Origin of the sequence: Nesterenkonia sandarakina (assembly GCF_003003175.1) — a bacterium.
Lineage (GTDB): Bacteria > Actinomycetota > Actinomycetes > Actinomycetales > Micrococcaceae > Nesterenkonia > Nesterenkonia sandarakina_A.
The window spans coordinates 112,526-129,406 of record NZ_PVTY01000004.1 but is presented as its reverse complement, the minus strand read 5'-3'; the positions used below and the strand labels follow the sequence as shown (position 1 = coordinate 129,406).

At 68.3% G+C, this 16,881-nt stretch carries 15 protein-coding genes; 4 read left to right on the top strand and 11 right to left on the bottom strand.

Annotation, left to right across the window (positions count from 1 at the left end):
• Positions 1 to 3: 3 nt before the first annotated feature.
• Both BCL67_RS04450 and BCL67_RS04445 read right to left on the bottom strand, forming a co-directional pair.
• Complete coding sequence (locus BCL67_RS04450; protein WP_308737950.1) at positions 4 to 552, bottom strand: arsenate-mycothiol transferase ArsC; 549 nt, start codon at positions 550 to 552, stop codon at positions 4 to 6.
• Complete coding sequence (locus BCL67_RS04445; RefSeq protein WP_106122248.1) at positions 552 to 899, bottom strand: ArsR/SmtB family transcription factor; 348 nt, start codon at positions 897 to 899, stop codon at positions 552 to 554. The genes BCL67_RS04450 and BCL67_RS04445 overlap by 1 nt, the downstream gene beginning before the upstream one ends.
• A gap of 150 nt (positions 900 to 1,049) precedes the next feature.
• Between BCL67_RS04445 and arsB the strand changes: the two genes are divergently transcribed.
• From arsB to BCL67_RS04430, 3 genes are all read left to right on the top strand, one after another.
• Positions 1,050 to 2,177 (top strand): ACR3 family arsenite efflux transporter, encoded by a 1,128-nt coding sequence (gene arsB, locus BCL67_RS04440; RefSeq protein WP_106122247.1) that lies wholly within the window; start codon positions 1,050 to 1,052, stop codon positions 2,175 to 2,177.
• 36 nt (positions 2,178 to 2,213) lie between these two features.
• Positions 2,214 to 2,624 carry an arsenate reductase ArsC gene (locus tag BCL67_RS04435; RefSeq protein WP_106122246.1) on the top strand — a complete coding sequence of 137 codons (411 nt, stop codon included), beginning with the start codon at positions 2,214 to 2,216 and terminating at the stop codon, positions 2,622 to 2,624.
• 96 nt (positions 2,625 to 2,720) lie between these two features.
• Positions 2,721 to 3,761 carry an A/G-specific adenine glycosylase gene (locus BCL67_RS04430; RefSeq protein WP_106122357.1) on the top strand — a complete coding sequence of 347 codons (1,041 nt, stop codon included), beginning with the start codon at positions 2,721 to 2,723 and terminating at the stop codon, positions 3,759 to 3,761.
• Here the strand turns inward: BCL67_RS04430 and radA are convergent.
• Entirely contained in the window at positions 3,753 to 5,177 is a 1,425-nt protein-coding gene (radA, locus tag BCL67_RS04425; protein ID WP_106122245.1) for a DNA repair protein RadA, read from the bottom strand. The genes BCL67_RS04430 and radA overlap by 9 nt on opposite strands.
• A 103-nt stretch (positions 5,178 to 5,280) precedes the next feature.
• On the opposite strand from radA, the gene BCL67_RS04420 reads away from it, so the two are divergent.
• Positions 5,281 to 5,739 carry a DUF3817 domain-containing protein gene (locus BCL67_RS04420; RefSeq protein WP_106122244.1) on the top strand — a complete coding sequence of 153 codons (459 nt, stop codon included), beginning with the start codon at positions 5,281 to 5,283 and terminating at the stop codon, positions 5,737 to 5,739.
• Positions 5,740 to 5,901: 162 nt separating this feature from the next.
• On the opposite strand, the gene BCL67_RS04415 is transcribed toward BCL67_RS04420, so the two are convergent.
• The 8 genes from BCL67_RS04415 to BCL67_RS04380 all read right to left on the bottom strand — a co-directional run bounded on the left by BCL67_RS04415 (position 5,902) and on the right by BCL67_RS04380 (position 16,880).
• Entirely contained in the window at positions 5,902 to 8,418 is a 2,517-nt protein-coding gene (locus BCL67_RS04415) for an ATP-dependent Clp protease ATP-binding subunit (RefSeq protein ID WP_106122243.1), read from the bottom strand.
• Between the two features lie 215 nt (positions 8,419 to 8,633).
• The gene (locus BCL67_RS04410) at positions 8,634 to 8,936 is read right to left on the bottom strand and encodes a histone-like nucleoid-structuring protein Lsr2 (protein ID WP_036474614.1); all 303 of its coding nucleotides are present in this window, start codon (positions 8,934 to 8,936) and stop codon (positions 8,634 to 8,636) included.
• Positions 8,937 to 9,187: 251 nt separating this feature from the next.
• Positions 9,188 to 9,376: a hypothetical protein gene (locus BCL67_RS04405; protein ID WP_106122242.1), complete on the bottom strand. Its 189-nt coding sequence runs from the start codon at positions 9,374 to 9,376 to the stop codon at positions 9,188 to 9,190.
• 79 nt (positions 9,377 to 9,455) lie between these two features.
• Positions 9,456 to 10,985, bottom strand: coding sequence for a lysine--tRNA ligase (gene lysS, locus BCL67_RS04400; protein ID WP_181255881.1), 1,530 nt, complete (start codon positions 10,983 to 10,985; stop codon positions 9,456 to 9,458).
• A gap of 82 nt (positions 10,986 to 11,067) precedes the next feature.
• The gene (locus BCL67_RS04395; RefSeq protein WP_106122240.1) at positions 11,068 to 13,065 is read right to left on the bottom strand and encodes a M13 family metallopeptidase; all 1,998 of its coding nucleotides are present in this window, start codon (positions 13,063 to 13,065) and stop codon (positions 11,068 to 11,070) included.
• A 9-nt stretch (positions 13,066 to 13,074) separates the two neighbouring features.
• Positions 13,075 to 14,016 carry a pantoate--beta-alanine ligase gene (gene panC, locus BCL67_RS04390; RefSeq protein ID WP_106122239.1) on the bottom strand — a complete coding sequence of 314 codons (942 nt, stop codon included), beginning with the start codon at positions 14,014 to 14,016 and terminating at the stop codon, positions 13,075 to 13,077.
• A 67-nt stretch (positions 14,017 to 14,083) separates the two neighbouring features.
• The gene (locus BCL67_RS04385) at positions 14,084 to 15,010 is read right to left on the bottom strand and encodes a Rossmann-like and DUF2520 domain-containing protein (RefSeq protein WP_181255891.1); all 927 of its coding nucleotides are present in this window, start codon (positions 15,008 to 15,010) and stop codon (positions 14,084 to 14,086) included.
• The gene (locus tag BCL67_RS04380) at positions 15,000 to 16,880 is read right to left on the bottom strand and encodes a PH domain-containing protein (protein WP_106122237.1); all 1,881 of its coding nucleotides are present in this window, start codon (positions 16,878 to 16,880) and stop codon (positions 15,000 to 15,002) included. Before BCL67_RS04380 ends, BCL67_RS04385 begins: the two co-directional genes overlap by 11 nt.
• Between the last annotated feature and the right edge of the window lies 1 nt (position 16,881).

The window sequence follows — 16,881 nt, the reverse complement described above, 5'->3', positions numbered from 1 at the left end:
TTCTCAGCCGAGCAGTCGTTCCCTGAGCTCGCGCACCCGCAGCTGGATGTCGTCACGGACCAGCTCCATGCGCGCTCGCCCCTCGATCCCGCGCTCACTGGGCTCATCGACCTCCCAGCGTTCGATCTCGACGCCTTCGAGCGGCTCGACCTCGGCCTCCGCGCCGATGATCACGACGTGCCCAGCCTCACGCATCGCCTCAGGCGTCAGCTGGGTGGGAGTCTGGCCGGCGATGTCGGCACCGACCTCGGCGAGCACCTCTGCCGAGAGCGCATTGACCTTCGAACCGGGATGGGTGCCGGCCGAGGAGACGACGACGGCGCCCTCGAGCGCTGCCGCCGCCAGATCCTGGCGCATCAGTCCGGCCGCCATCTGAGACTTGCCGCCGTTCTTCACACAGACGAAGAGCACCGCCGGGGTCTCGGTGCGCTCGGTGGAGTCAGCCACCGGGGCGACCTCTTCCTCGGCGCCGCGCACCGGCTGATCCGAGGGGCTGGTGGTGGTCTCCGGGGCGGGTTCGGTCGCTGAGTGGTGCATGGCTGTCTCGCGCATCAGTGTGCGGTCCTTTCGGTCATGGTGTTGAACAGGTGCTCCAGGGCGCCGGGCACCACAGAGTAGTAGGACCAGGTGCCGCGCTTCTCCCGAGTGAGGAAGCCTGCATCGACGAGCACCTTCAGGTGGTGGGACACGGTGGGCTGGCCGAGGCCGAGCGGCTCGGTGAGGTCACAGACGCAGGCCTCGCCGGTCTCCTCGGCGGCGATCAGGGTGAGCAGCGTGATCCGGTTGGGGTCTGCGAGCGCCTTGAATCCGATCGCCAGCTCGGCGGCACCTTCTGGGTCCAGCGTGACGGTCTCGGCCAGCGGGGCCGGCGGGACCTTGCAGTCGGTCTGGGTCGTCATCGCTTCTCCTCAGGTCTTTCGGCATCGGCATGCACGGCCCCCGGCGCGAATCTGCGGCCGTTTCCTGCGCACTCCATATGGATTGACATCCGTCGATGTTTCTGACGATACTCGGGGCATCGAAGTTTGTCGATCTTCCCAGGAGTGTTCGTGCGCCAGTCTGCCCCACCCGTCCCCGACACCTCGGCCGTGGTGGCCAAGCTCTCGGTGCTTGACCGATTCCTTCCCGTCTGGATCATCGCCGCCATGGGGCTGGGGCTCGCGCTCGGCGCCGTCGTCCCCCAGGTGGGTCAGGCCATGGAGTCCATGGAGGTCGCAGGCGTCTCGCTGCCGATCGCGGTCGGGCTGCTGATCATGATGTATCCGGTGCTGGCGAAGGTCCGCTACAACGAGACCGGCCGGGTGCTGAAGGACAAGAAGCTGGTCGTCACCTCGCTGCTGATCAACTGGATCCTGGCTCCGGCCTTCATGTTCGTCCTGGCCTGGGTCTTCCTCGCCGACCTGCCGGAGTACCGCACCGGGCTGATCATCGTGGGCCTGGCCCGCTGTATCGCCATGGTGCTGATCTGGAACGACCTGGCCTGCGGCGACCGCGAGGCGGCCGCGGTGCTGGTGGCGATCAACTCGGTGTTCCAGGTCTTCATGTTCGGTGTGCTGGGCTGGTTCTACCTCCAGGTCCTGCCGAGCTGGCTCGGGCTTGAGACCACCTCGGCGGAGTTCTCCATCGTCGCGATCACGGTCTCTGTGCTGGTCTTCCTGGGCATCCCGCTGCTGGCGGGCTACCTCACCCGAACCTTGGGCGAACGGGCCCGCGGCCGTGAATGGTACGAGGCCAAGGTCCTGCCGAAGATCGGCCCCTGGGCGCTCTACGGCCTGCTGTTCACCATCGTGGTGCTCTTCGCGCTCCAGGGCGAGCAGGTGCTCAGCAGCCCGATGGACGTGGTCAGGATCGCCGTCCCGCTCCTGGTCTACTTCGTGGTCATCTTCGCCGCTTCCATGGTGATCGGCTGGATGCTGCGGATGGGCTACGAGCGCACCACCACGCTGTCCTTCACCGCAGCCGGGAATAACTTCGAACTCGCCATCGCCGTCTCGATCGCCACCTTCGGCGCCACCAGCGGCCAGGCCCTGGCAGGCGTGGTCGGTCCGCTGATCGAGGTCCCGGTGCTGGTCGCCCTGGTCTACGTGGCGCTGTGGACCCGGCGCTTCTTCACCGGCTCGAACATCCCGGCCAAGCAGGAGAGCCCGATCGCAGCCACCGCCCCGCACGGCCTCTGACCCCCTCCGGTCAAGCACATCTTTGGAAGGAACCCCATGAGCAGCTCCAAGCCCGCCGTCCTGTTCGTCTGCGTCCACAACGCTGGACGCTCGCAGATGGCCGCCGGATTCCTGCGCGAGATCGCAGGCGACGCGGTGCAGGTTTTCTCGGGCGGCACGGCTCCGAAGGATTCGGTCAACCCGATCGCCGTCGAGGCCATGACCGAGCTCGGGATCGACATCGCCGAGAACATCCCGAAGAAGCTCACCGATGAATCGGTGAAGGAGTCGGACGTGGTGATCACCATGGGCTGCGGCGACGAGTGCCCGTTCTACCCCGGCAAGCGCTATGAGGACTGGAAGCTCGACGACCCGGCCGGTCAGGGCATCGAGACGGTCCGAGTGATCCGGGATGACATCCGCGCCCGGGTGCAAGAGCTTGTCAGCAGCCTCGATCTCGATGGCTGAGCCGGAACGGGCGGCGCCGGGTGCGGCTCAGCATCGCGCGGCGCGCGCCGCAGCTGATGATCACGGCGCGGGCCGCGATTCTCTAGACTCGTGCCGATGACACCCCCCAGCACGACTCCCACCAGCACCCCCGTCGCCGCCCAGGGCGGCTCCGCCCGACCTGACGCCGGCTTCACGCCCGAGCCCACGCTGGTCCATGACCGCGTGATCGAGTGGTTCGAGGACAGTGCCAGGCCGCTGCCCTGGCGCGATCCCGACTGCACCCCCTGGGGCGTGATGGTCAGCGAGATCATGCTGCAGCAGACACCTGTGGTGCGGGTGCTCCCCCGCTGGGAGCTCTGGATGCAGCGCTGGCCCCGGCCGGTCGACCTCGCGCAGGCACCCACCGCCGAGGTCCTCACGGCCTGGGACCGGCTGGGCTACCCCCGTCGCGCGCTGCGCCTGCAGGCCGCGGCCCAGGCCATCGTGGAGCATCATGGCGGAGAGGTGCCGGGCACCGCCGCGCAGCTGCGCGCACTTCCGGGCGTGGGAGAGTACACCGCGGCCGCCGTGGCCTGCTTCGCATTCCAGCACCCCGAGGTGGTGGTGGACACCAACATCCGCCGGGTCCACGCGCGTGCCTTCACCGGGGACGCCCTGCCGGGCAAGACCTACACCTCGGCGCAGCGTCGGCTCGCCCACGAGCTGATGCCCGCCACCGAGGCCGACGACGGCGCCACCGCCTGCGCCTGGAACGCCTCAGCCATGGAGCTGGGCGCGCTGATCTGCACCGCACGCTCCCCGCAGTGCCAGGTGTGCCCGGTGGCGGACCTCTGCGCCTGGCGAGCCGCAGGATCCCCACCGCCCACGCAGGAGCAGCAGACCCGCGGACAGGCCTGGTCCGGCACCGACCGTCAGGTGCGCGGGGCGATCATGGCGGTGCTGCGCACCGGGGCCACCGTGGCCCGCGGAGAGCTCCTGGAGGGACTGCCGCTGCCCGAGTCCTCCCCGGAGCAGCGGCACCGCTGCCTGGATTCGCTGCTGCGCGACGGCCTTGCCGCGGAGGACGGCGGGCAGATCAGCCTGCCCGGAACGCCGACGCCGACTCCAGGTACGCCTGCAGGTGCACATGCTGGAGCACCCGCCGGCTCAGCCTGACTGGCCGCCGTCGAGCACCAGGTTCAGCGCCTCGGCGAGCGAGCCGACCTCACGGACGCGCATCCCCTCCGGGGTGGCCTCCTTCTCGGTGCCGGTGGACTTCCGCGGCACGATCGCGTGGGTGAAGCCCAGCCGCTGAGCCTCCTCCAGCCGCTGACGCAGTCCGGGGACCGGGCGGACCTCCCCGGCCAGCCCGACTTCGCCGAAGGCCACGAACCGGTTCGGCAGCGGCTTCTCCAGCGCCGCGGAGGCCACCGCGAGGGCGATGGAGAGATCCGCCGCGGGTTCGGTGATCTTGACCCCGCCCACCGTGGCCACGTACGCCTCGGACTTCATCAGGGCGGTGAGCTTGGCGCGGCGCTGAAGCACCGCGAGCAGCATCGAGACCCGGGGCGAGTCCAGTCCGGACACCGCCCGCCGGGGCTGTGCCGCCTGGGACTCCGCCACCAGCGCCTGGACCTCTGCGGTGAGCGGTCGGCGCCCCTCCAGCGTGATCGTGATGCAGGTGCCGGGGACACGTTCGGTCATCGCCGAGACGAAGAGTCCGCTGGGATCCGCCAGCGAGGTCAGGCCGTCCTCGTTGAGGTCGAAGCAGCCGACGTCATCGGTGGGGCCATAGCGGTTCTTCACCGCGCGCAGCAGCCGCAGCCGGGAATGCCGGTCCCCCTCGAACTGGCAGACCACGTCGACCAGGTGCTCGAGCATCCGCGGTCCGGCGATGCTGCCGTCCTTGGTCACATGTCCGACCAGGATCGTGGTCATGTTCTTGCGCTTGGCCGACTCGATCATCGAGGCGGTGACCTCACGGATCTGGGTGACCCCGCCGGGGGCGCCGTCGACCTCGGCCGAGGAGAAGGTCTGCACCGAGTCCATGATGGTCAGCTGCGGGGAGAGCTTCTCCACCTGGCCCAGCGCCTGGCCCAGATCCGATTCCGCCGCCAGATAGAGGCCGTCGGAGATCGCGTCGATGCGCTCCGCGCGCTTCTTGACCTGGGCCGCGGATTCCTCACCGGTGAGGTAGAGCACCGGGGAGTCGGGGTGGGCGCGGGCCACCGCGGAGGCGACCTGCAGCAGCAGCGTGGACTTGCCGACGCCGGGCTCACCGGCCATCAGGATCACGGCTCCCGGAACAAGGCCGCCGCCGAGGACCCGGTCCAGCTCCCCGATGGAGGTCGGGCGGAACTCGGCCTCCGAGGCGTCCACCTCATGGATCACCCGTGCCGGCTGGGCGAGCTGGCTGGCCGCCGTCGTCCTGGCTGTGACCTGGCCCTTCTCCTCCACGGAGCCCCAGGCCTGGCACTCCGGGCAGCGGCCGACCCACTTGACGGTCTGCCAGCCACATTCGGTGCATTCGAAGGAGGGGGATCCCTTGGACCGGGACTTCCCGGTGCTCCGGGACGCGGTGCGAGTTGCCATGGTTCCTACGTTACCGCCGAGCACTGACATATTCCGGTGCAGCTCAGACAGAACCCGTACGATGCTCGGAGCCCACCATCCCCCGCTGACTCCCAGGAGTTCCGTGTTCCGCACCCCCAAGACCTTCTTCCGCGTGCTGGCCTTCGCCGAGGCGGTGTCCTGGACCCTGCTGATCGGCGGGATGATCCTGCGCGCGACCAACGACCTGGACATCGCGGTGAGCATCGGCGGCGGCATCCACGGGTTCGTCTTCCTCGCCTACGCCGCCACCGCGGTGATCGTGGCGAAGAACCAGCGCTTCAGCGCCGGGCCCACCGCGATCGCAGTGATCAGCGCGGTGATCCCCTACGCGACCATCCCGGTGGACCTCTGGCTCTCGCGCAGCGGCCGACTCGACGGACCCTGGCGCACCGAGGTCACTGCGGATCCGCGGGACCGGAGCTGGCACGACCGCGCCCTGCGAGTGCTGCTGAACCGGCCCTCGCTGGTCGGCGGAGTGCTGGCCGCCGGCGTCGTCGCGCTCTTCGTGGTGCTGCTGATCATCGGCCCGCCAGGCGGCTAGCAGCCCGGCAGGGTGGACCGCGCGGCAGAGCTGGCGGCCCCGACGCGTCGCCGCGCCGAGGCTCACCTGGCCGCGAGAGAAGGCACACACGCGTGAAGCGCCGCCGGAAGAATCCGACGGCGCTTCACGCGTGTATGGGTCGATGCTGATCGACCCGGTGGATCAGCTCTCGATGGCGGCCGGCTCTTCCGCCGCCTCGATCTCGTCCTGCGGATCGTGCCACTCGAAGGTGAGCTTGCGCTGCTTGCCTTCACCCTCGACGCCGATCGCGATGCCGGCACCGTGGGGGATCTCGCCGTAGAGGATCCGCTCGGAGAGCTCGTCCTCGATCAGGGTCTGGATGGTGCGGCGCAGCGGCCGGGCACCCATCGCCGGATCGTAGCCGGTCTCAGCGAGGAACACCCGAGCGGGCTGGGTGACCTCGAGGGTCATGGCCTGCTCGGCGAGCCGCTTGCGCAGCCGGTCCACGAAGAGATCCACGATCTGGACGATCTCTTCCTGCTTCAGCTGCGGGAAGACGATCGTGTCATCGACGCGGTTGAGGAACTCGGGCCGGAAGTGCTGGCGCAGCTCCTGGCTGACCGTGGCCTTCATCCGCTCGTAGTTGGTCGTGGTGTCTTCACTGGAGGTGAAGCCGGTCATCACGCCCTTGGAGATGTCCCGGGTGCCGAGGTTGGTGGTCATGATGATCACCGTGTTCTTGAAGTCCACGACCCGACCCTGGGAGTCGGTGAGTCGACCGTCCTCCAGGATCTGCAGCAGCGAGTTGAACAGGTCCGCGTGAGCCTTCTCCACCTCGTCGAAGAGGACCACGGAGAACGGACGGCGGCGCACCTTCTCGGTGAGCTGACCACCCTCTTCATAGCCGACGTAGCCTGGAGGGGCGCCGAAGAGCCGGGAGACCGTGTGCTTCTCGGAGAACTCGGACATGTCCAAGGTGATGAGTGCCTCTTCGTCGCCGAAGAGGAACTCGGCCAGGGACTTGGCCAGCTCGGTCTTGCCGACGCCGGTGGGCCCGGCGAAGATGAACGAGCCCGAGGGACGGTTGGGGTCCTTCAGCCCGGCACGGGTGCGACGGATCGCCCGCGAGAGCGACTTCACCGCCTCGTCCTGACCGATGACCCGCTTGTGCAGCTCCTCCTCCATGCGGCGGAGGCGATCGGACTCCTGCTCGGTGAGCTTGAAGACCGGGATGCCGGTGGAGAACGCGAGGACCTCAGCGATCAGATCCGCGTCGACCTCGGCGATCTCGTCGATCTGGCCGGACTTCCAGGCGTCTTCCTTGGCCTGGCGCTCTTCGACAAGCTTCTGCTCCTTGTCGCGCAGGCTGGCGGCGCCCTCGAAGTCCTGGGCGTCGATGGCGGATTCCTTCTCCCGCCGGACGTCTTCGATCTTGCCGTCGAACTCCTTGAGCTCCGGCGGGGCGGTCATCTTCTGGATCCGCAGCCGGGCACCGGCCTCATCGATCAGGTCGATGGCCTTGTCCGGAAGGAACCGGTCGTTGATGTACCGGTTCGCCAGCGAGGCGGCCGCTTCAAGGGCCTCCTCGGTGATCGAGACCTTGTGGTGAGCCTCGTAGCGGTCGCGCAGTCCACGCAAGATCTGCACGGTGACCTCCACGGAGGGCTCCTCGACCTGGATCGGCTGGAAGCGCCGCTCCAGCGCGGCATCCTTCTCGATGTGCTTGCGGTACTCATCGAGCGTGGTCGCGCCGATGGTCTGCAGCTCACCACGGGCCAGCAGCGGCTTCAGGATGTTCGCGGCGTCGATCGCGCCCTCGGCGGCACCTGCACCGACCAGGGTGTGGATCTCGTCGATGAACAGGATGATGTCGCCGCGGGTGCGGATCTCCTTGAGCACCTTCTTCAGGCGCTCCTCGAAGTCACCGCGGTAGCGGGAGCCGGCCACGAGGGACCCGAGGTCCAGCGTGTAGAGCTGCTTGTCCTTCAGCAGCTCCGGCACATCCCCGTTGACGATGGCCTGGGCCAGACCCTCGACGACGGCGGTCTTGCCGACGCCGGGCTCACCGATCAGGACCGGGTTGTTCTTGGTGCGGCGGGAGAGCACCTGCATCACGCGCTCACGCTCGTAGTCACGGCCGACCACCGGGTCCAGCTGCGCCTCGCGGGCGGCGGCGGTGAGGTTGCGGCCGAACTGGTCGAGCACCACGGAACCGGCAGGGGCGCCCTCATTGGAGCTTCCCTGGCCGACGCCGGCGCCCGCCTTCTCCTGGTTGCCGCCGGAGTAGCCCGAGAGCAGCTGGATGACCTGCTGGCGGACCTTGTTCAGGTCAGCGTTGAGCTCCACCAGGACCTGGGCTGCGACACCCTCGCCCTCGCGGATCAGACCCAGCAGGATGTGCTCCGTGCCGATGTAGTTGTGGCCCAGTTGGAGCGCCTCGCGCAGCGAGAGCTCCAGGACCTTCTTGGCGCGCGGGGTGAAGGGGATGTGACCGCTCGGCGCATTCTGGCCGGGTCCGATCTTCTCCTGCACCTTTTCGCGCACACCGGTGAGGGAGATGTCCAGCGACTCAAGGGCCTTGGCCGCGACACCCTCACCTTCATGGATCAGCCCGAGCAGAATGTGCTCGGTGCCGATGTAGTTGTGGTTCAGCATGCGTGCCTCTTCTTGGGCAAGCACAACCACGCGCCTGGCGCGATCAGTAAATCTCTCGAACATAGCCACAGACACTCCTAGCGTTGGTGCTCTGCCTCAAGGCTACGGGCATCGAGCGGTCCCGTCGCCGCTGTTCGCCGTAGGGAAAAGTTCTCCCCGATGCCGGTGCGCGGCAGGAGACAGGTGAAGCCCGGCCGCAGCTCCATGCTGCGTCCGGGCTTCACTCTCCGCGTGCGGTCGGTCCCCCGTGGGAAGACCGCCCGCCGACGCGTAAAGGATCAGCGCTTCTTGGCGTTTCGGTAGGCCTCCACGATGTCGCGGTGCAAGCGACCTCGGCTGGAGACCTGATATCCGTTCTTCACAGCCCAGTCACGAATCTGACGGGCTTCATTCTGCGGCGAGGGCGGGGCAATGGCCCGGCCCTTGCGGATGTACTTCTTCAGCGTCTCGCGCAGCTCTTTGGCGTGCTCTTCGCTGAGGTCAATCTCATAAAAACGGGAGTCCAGTCCGAAAGTGACTGTCTCCTTTGCTTCGCTGCCGTCAAGATCATCGACGAGAACTACTTCTACCTTCTGGGCCATCTCTTACCTCACTGCTCACTCACACGTCGAGACTCAATGGATGCCATCTCTCGCGACGCTTTAGTCACTGCGATAGATCAAGAACGATCTAAGTGAGTACTAGTATTTCAAGAAATACAATAAGCGGTCAAGCCGGAGATATTCAGGGTTTTCCCAGATAGGAAGATGATTCCAATCAGCAACAAGTTCTCGACCGGGTTCGGACCTGACACCCAGCCCCGGAGAAATTGACTCGACGCCGGACCAGCAATTCAGCGGTGCGGCTCAGAAGACGGCCGATCTCGCTTAAACCCCTTGTCGGCTACCTCTTCGCGGACCTCGGTCTCGGCTGCCCGCTCATTGCGATCAGCCCGGAAGATGGCGCGGATCGCCAGCCAGAAGACCAGCCCGACACCGATCGAGGGGGCGAGAACTTCGAAGTACGTCCAGAAGTTTTCCATTAAATTCCTTGCCTGCATTCAGGTATAAAAAGTGCCGATGACGTTGATTTACATGCTACGTCTTGGAGCTCCAAAACGTTCAAGCCTGTGCCTCAGGTTTCAGCAGCGGGAACAGAATGGTCTCGCGAATGCCGGCGCCTGTGAATAACATCACCAGTCGATCGATGCCCAGACCGATGCCGCCCATCGGTGGCGCGCCGTACTCCAGCGCGCGCAGGAAGTCCTCGTCGTGCTGCATCGCCTCGTCATCACCGGCCGCGGCCATCCGCGACTGCTCCATGAGACGCTCGCGCTGCAGCACCGGATCCACCAGCTCGGAGAACGCGGTCCCACGCTCCATGCCCCCGATGATCAGGTCCCACGCCTCGATGACACCGGGCTTCTCCCGGTGGGCGCGGGCCAGCGGCTGGGCCGCAGGCGGGTAGTCACAGACGAAGGTGGGCTGGATCAGCGTGGGCTCGACGATCTCGCCGAAGAGCTCGATGACCAGCTTCTGCGCGTCCCAGGCCGGGTCCACCGAGACCTCGTGCCTGGCGGCGATGCCGCGCAGCGACTCGGCGGAAGTCTCGGGGGTGATCTCCTCCCCCACCGCCTCGGAGAGGCCGGGGTAGACCGAGACCCAGGCCCACTCGCCGTCGAGATCGATGATGCCCTGATCCGTCTCGATCTGGCGGCTGGCACCTGCGGCATCCGCCGCCTGGAGAATCATCTCGCGCATCCGCTCGGCCATGACATACATGTCGGCCCAGGCCTCATAGGACTCCAGCGTGGTGAACTCGGGGGAATGCGTGGAGTCCACGCCTTCATTGCGGAAGACCCGCCCGATCTCGAAGACCCGATCAATGCCGCCGACCACGGCACGCTTGAGGTAGAGCTCGGTCGCGATGCGCAGCGTCATGTCCTGGTCAAAGGCGTTGAGATGCGTCTGGAACGGCCGAGCCTGGGCACCGCCGTGGATGAGCTGCAGCATGGGAGTCTCCACCTCCACATAGCCGCGACCATGCAGCGTCTCCCGGATGGAGCGGGTGATCGCGGCCCGGCGGAACACCATCTGGCGCGCCTCGTCACGCACGATGAGGTCCGCGTAGCGCTGGCGCACCCGGGTCTCCTCGCTGAGCTCCGCGTGCAGCACCGGCAGCGGCCGGACGGCCTTGGAGGCGATCTCGAAGGAGCTCGCCATGATGGAGAGCTCCCCGCGGCGCGACGCGATGACCTCGCCGCTGACCCTGACATGGTCACCGAGGTCCACCAGCGCCTTCCAGTCCGCGAGCGCGGCCTCCCCCACCTCGGCCAGTGAGATCATCGCCTGAAGCCGGACCCCGGCTCCATCGGGTCCGCCCTCCTGGAGCGTGGCGAAGCAGAGCTTGCCGGTGTTGCGCACGAACATCACGCGCCCGGTCACCGCCACGGTCTCGCCGGTGGAGGCGCCCGGCTCCAGGTCCGGGAAGCGCTCACGAACCTCGGCCAGCGAGGCCGAACGCTCGACGGTCACCGGATAGGGCTGAACCCCGGCGGCGAGCAGTCGCTCCCGCTTGTCCAGGCGGACCGCGCGCTGGTCGTTGGTGTCAAGGTCATTGGCGCCGGAGGCGGCGGAATTCTGGGCAGTCACAGTCGGCCATTCTACGCGCCGCGCGACCTGCCTGGATTGCGAGGCCCTAGAGAAGTCACCGCGCCGACCGCGGGCCCCACGCTCACCAGATGGTGACGCGCTCCTGCGGGGGCAGGTACATCCCATCCCCGGGCTCGGTCTCGAATGCGGAGTGGAATGCGTCGAGGTTCTTCACCACCTGGGTGGCGCGGAACTCCGCCGGGGAATGCGGGTCGATGCTGATCAGCGTGACCGCGCGCTCGGGCCGGGTGAGGTTCCGCCAGGCCTGCGCCCAGGCGAAGAAGAACCGCTGGTCGGCGCTGTAGCCCTCGACCTCGCCGGCTTCAGCTCCCTGTGCCTGCAGCCAGACCCGGTAGGCCTTGTGCGCGATGCCCAGGCCCCCGAGGTCACCGATGTTCTCACCCAGGGTCAGCTCGCCGTTGACCGTGTGGTCCGGCGCCTGGGAGGGGCGCAGCGCGCTGTACTGCTCCACGAGCTTCGTGGTGCGCTCCTCGAAGGCGCTGCGGTCCGCCTCGGTCCACCAGTTGCTCAGCGAGCCGTCGGCCCCGTAGCGGGACCCCTGGTCGTCGAAGCCGTGGCCCAGCTCGTGGCCGATGACGGCTCCGATGGCGCCGAAGTTCTGCGCCATGTCCCGCTCGGCGGAGAAGAACGGGGGCTGCAGGATCGCGGCCGGGAAGCAGATCACGTTCTCCAGCGGAGAGTAGTAGGCGTTGACCGTCTGCGGGTTCATGTGCCATTCGTCGGGGTCCGGGCCCTCATCGAGCTTGGCGATGTCGCGCTCCCATTCGAACGCGGCGGCGCGCCGGACATTGGCCACCACGTCCTCAGGGTCCACCTCGACGCTGGAATAGTCGATCCACCGGTCAGGGAATCCGACCATCGGCTTGAACGCGTCCAGCTTCTCCAGCGCGCGGCCCTTGGTCTCCTCGCCCATCCAGCTCAGCGTGCTGATCGACCGGCGGTACGCCTCGATGAGCGCACTGATCAGCTCGTCCATCGCGGCGCGCGCCTGGAGCGGGTAGTGCCGCGCCACGTAGATCTGCGCCACGTCCTCGCCCAGGTGGGCGTTGGTCAGCGCGACCCCGCGCTTCCAGCGCTCCTTGAGCTGCTGGGCTCCGGAGAGCCGCTTGGAGTAGAAGTCGAAGTTCTCCTCGACCAGCTCCTCGTGCAGCAGCGGGGCGGCCCAGCGCAGCAGCTGCACCCGCAGCCAGAGCTTCCAGGTCTGCAGCGGCTGCTCGGTGAGCGCCGCCTGCATCCCGGGGAGCACGTCGGGCTGGGCGAGCACCAGCTGCTCGGTGTGCCGGGGCTGAAGTCCCCAGCCGGCGAAGGCCTCGCGCAGCAGCGGCATCAGCGCCTCGGCCTCGGAGTCGGTGACCAGGTTGTAGCGCTTCTGCGCATCCCGCATGGTGACCTTGTCCCAGTGCTCGCCGGCGATGACGCGTTCGAGTTCGACGACGCCGGCGGCCGCGTCTGCGGCGTCGTCGACTCCGCTGAGCTGAAGCACCCGGACCAGGTGGTCCTGGTAGGCGGCGAGGATCTCGGCGAGCTTCTGCTCGCGGTAGTAGGACTCATCGGGCAGGCCGAGGCCGGACTGCATGATGTGCCACAGCATCCGGGTGGGATCCCCGGCGTCGCGCATCGCACCGGCGGCCAGGAGTCCGCCCACGCCCTGGCGCTGCCAGGATGCGGAGAGCCGCACCAGGTCCTCCACGGTGCTGACCGCGTCCAGCTTCTCCAGCATCGGTTCGATCGGGGTCAGTCCGCGCCGTTGAGCGGCCTCGGCGTCCATGAAGGAGGTGTAGAAGGCACCGATCCGGGCCGCGATGGATCCGTCGCCGCCGCTCTCGCCGGCGTCGATCTCAGCTGCCGCGGCCTGCTCCAGGATCTCTCGGACATCGGCCTCAGCCTTGTCCCGCAGCTCGTGGAAGGACCCGTAGGCGTCCATGTCGGCGGGGATCTCGGCGGTCTTGAGCCATTCCCCGTTGACGTGCCGCTGCAGGTCGTCCTGCGGGCGCACGTCGTGATCGATGTACGGGAAGGAAGCGGGTGCTGACGGGCTGCTGCTCGCGGTGTCGGTCATGGCCCAAGCCTACTCCCGGGGCTGTGACCTGCTTGGATTCAGCGTCACGTTGTCGATGAGCCGCACCGGACCCACACGGGCGGCGATCAGCGCCAGCGCGGTCCCCTGCAGGACGCCGCGGTCATCGAGCAGCCCGTCACCGGGCCGCAGCTCCTGGAGCGAGCCGGGGTCGACCACCACCAGGTAGTCCAGCCCCACGCCCTCGGCCGAGCTGAGCTCGGCGACCTGATCGGCGAGTCCCAGCGGCTCACCAGACTCGGCGTCCGCACGCAGGGCGAAGAGCGCGGCCGGAATCGCCAGCGCGGCGGCGTAGTCGGACTCATCCAGACGCTGGTTCCGGCTGGATCGGGCCAGTCCGTTCTCATCGCGGACGGTCGGCATCGTGCGCACGGTCACGTCGAGGTTCAGGTCTGCGATCATCCGGGTGATGATCGCGACCTGCTCGGCGTCCTTGGCGCCGAACCAGGCCTCGAGCCTCGCCGGTGCCGGGGGGCTGATGATGTTGAAGAGCTTCGTGACCACGGTGACGACCCCGTCGAAGTGTCCGGGGCGTGCGGCCCCCTCCCAGCGGGTCCCGAGCTCACCGGCGCTGACCCGGATCAGCGGCGCATGCGGGTAGCCGGGGTACATCTCGGCGATCTCCGGAGCGAAGACCAGGTCCGCCCCGTGCTCGCCGAGCAGGGCGACGTCCTGCTCCGGCGTGCGCGGGTAGTGGAGGTAGTCGGCGTCGTCGTCGAACTGCAGCGGGTTCACGAAGATCGAGGCGACCACGATGTCTGAGGCGGCCCGGGCGGCGTCGACCAGGATGCCATGGCCGGGGTGCAGCGCGCCCATGGTGGGGACCAGCCCCACGGTGGGGGCGTCCCCGTGGTCACGGAGGTGCGCGGCCACGGCCTCGGCGAGCGCGGCGCGGAGGCTGGCGATGGTGGTGTGGACCTGCGGTTGAATCACCGGTTCAGTCTAGGTCCGCACCGGGAGGTCGGGTCTCCGCCGGGGACGGGATCCGATTCGGCGCGGGTCAGGCGTCGAGGACGTCGAGCAGCTCCGCGGCCTTGCCCGAGCTGATGATCCCGCGGTCCAGTGCGCGCTGGGTGGTCGCGCGCGCCATCGCCATGTAGGCGGTGCGGATGTCTGCGGGCAGCTCCGATCCCGCCAGCAGCCGCACGTGGTCCCGGAGGGTGCCGGCGTCCCCGCGTGCCACCGGCCCGGTGAGCGCCCCCTCGCCCGAGGCCAGCGCGTTGTCCAGCGATGCCTGCATCAGCGGGCGCAGCACCGTCTCGGCGTGGTCGACTCCGATCCGGTGCAGCATCTCCGCGGACTGCCCGGTGATCGTGTTCAGGTGGTTCGAGGCGTGCGCCAGCGCCGCATGGTAGGTGAGCCGATCAGTCTCGCGGATCACGACCGGCTCCCCGCCCATCTCCACCACCAGGGCCTGCGCGATCGGCAGCACCGGGCCCGGGGCTGTGACCCCGAAGGCGCAGGTGTGCAGCTTCTGCAGGTCCATGCTCAGCCCGGTGAAGGTCATCGCCGGGTGGATCGCCAGGCCGATGGCGCCGCTGCGCTGCGCGGGGGCGAGCACCTCGGTGCCGCAGCGACCCGAGGTGTGAACGATCAGCTGGCCGGCCTGGATGTGCCCGGCCTCGGCCAGCCCATTGATCAGCTCGGCCAGGGCGTCATCGGGCACCGCCAGCAGCACCAGCTCGGCGCGGCGCATGATCTCTGGGATCCCCAGCACCGGCACCCCGCCCAGCAGGGATTCCGCACGATTGCGCGAGTCCTCGGAGACGGCATGGACGCCGATCACCGAGTGACCGGCACCGCGCAGCGCCGCGCCCAGCACCGAGCCGACCTTTCCGGCCGAGATCACCCCGACGCCCAGGCGCCCTTCCCGCTGCGAGGGCGGGAGCTCCGCGGCATAGGGGTCCACGGGCTGCTCAGCGGTCACGGGGGTCCTGTTCCTGGTGGGTCGGTGGGAGCGCGGGCTCCGGTGGACGCGCGGGCTCCGGAGAGGGCGCGGGCGCGGGCTCCAGCGGGAGCCCCGGCTGGCTCGGGGTGGCTGGTTCGTGCTGGGAGGTCTCATCCGCTTCCAGGCCCTCCGGGGCGGCGAGCGCCTCGGCTGCCTTGCGCTCGAACTCCTGAAGCTCCTCGGGGCGCATCCAGTGATTGCGGTCGCTGTAGCGCCGGGCCTGGGCGGCGTGCTCCGATTCGTACTCGAAGAGGTCCTTGACCGCCTCGAGGTCCTGGTTCTTCAGCTTCGCCGCGAACGGGCCGGCCGGGGAGTGGATGAGGATGTCAGCGATCTCCCGACGGCGCTGCAGCGGTCCCTGGTTCAGGCTCAGCGACTGGATCCGCTCGTGCGGGACCATGGTCAGCCGGCGCGAGGCCCGCCCGTCGCGGAACATCAGCGCGGTGGGGGTGGTGCGGAACCCACGGCGACGCCGCACGATCGGGTCGAAGAAGCGCGCCCGGTGTGGGACCTCGGTGTAGCCCAGATCGGTGCCGGTCCCGGTCAGCCCGGCGGTGAACACCTCTTCCGGGTTCTCCACCTGGAGGTCGGGGAACATCTCTGCGGCGGTGGCCATCACGTCGTCGAGCCGACCCACGGGCAGCAGCACCGAGCGCTTCTCACCGATGCCATACCCGGCGACGGTGACCACGATCTTGAACCACTTGAAGGGGCGCCACAGCACCGGCTGCTGGATCTGCAGCGCCTGCACCCGGCCCGGCGGGATGGTCTGGTTGGTGGTCTCGAGCAGTCCGTAGCGCACACGCAGCCCGGAGCTGGTGGCGGTGGAGGTGAACCCGAAGCCGGAGCTGAACTGCTGGTAGTAGATGGTCACCGCGGCGATTCCCATCGGGATGGCGGCGGGCAGCCCTGCCGCGACGAGCGCCGGCGAGATCTCGGCGAACCCCTCATCAGGCGTCAGCGACGAGACGATCATGCCGACGACGACGGCGCCGACTCCGAGGAGGATCAACATCAGCATGAAGACGGTTCCCCAGCCGCTGAGCACCGAACCGATCAGCCGACCGGTGGGGACCTTCGCGATCAGCCGGTCCGCAGCCATGGCCGGACGCGGAGCCATCTCGGGGTGGACCTCAGACATATGGTGGGCCGAGGAGGTGCCATCCGGGTGGTGCGGGCCTGGGAGGCCAGGGTGCGCAGCGCCGTACGGCTGCTCTGGAGCCGGATGTCCCTGCGCGGCGGAGGAGCCGTCTGCGGTCACGGGGGACTCATCCCGGCCTGACGCGCGGTCCATGATCTCGGAGCGCAGCGCCTCGGCCTGCGCCTTGGTAAGGAACGCCAGGGTCGCGGCGGTGCCGTCACCCTCTGCCACCTCGAACTTCAGCTCGGCCAGGCCGGTGAGCCGGGCGAGCAGCGGCTGGCGCAGGTCCACGGCCTGGACCCGGTCGATCCGGGCCTGGCGGTGCTGGCGCACGAAGATCCCGGACTTCACCATCACGTGCTCGGCGGTGATCTTGTACCGGGTGAACCACCAGGAGAGCGCGAAGCCGCCGAAGATCAGCGCGATCACCAGCAGGACAGCGCCGGCTCCCAGCAGGAAGGGGGTGGGGTTGGACTCCACGTTGCGCTGGATCTCGCCGCTGCGGAACGCCTGCCAGGCACTCGTCCAGGTCTCCCAGTTGTAGCTGAGCAGGATGCCGGGAATGGCGACGACGGCGAGCCCGCCGCGCACGATCGGGCTCAGCGGGTGGACCTTGGTCCAGGTCGCGTCGAACCAGCGTTCGGCGCCGGCGGGCTCCCCTGAGCTGGGATCCCCAGCGGTGTGATCCTCGGTGGCCGGTTCGTTCATG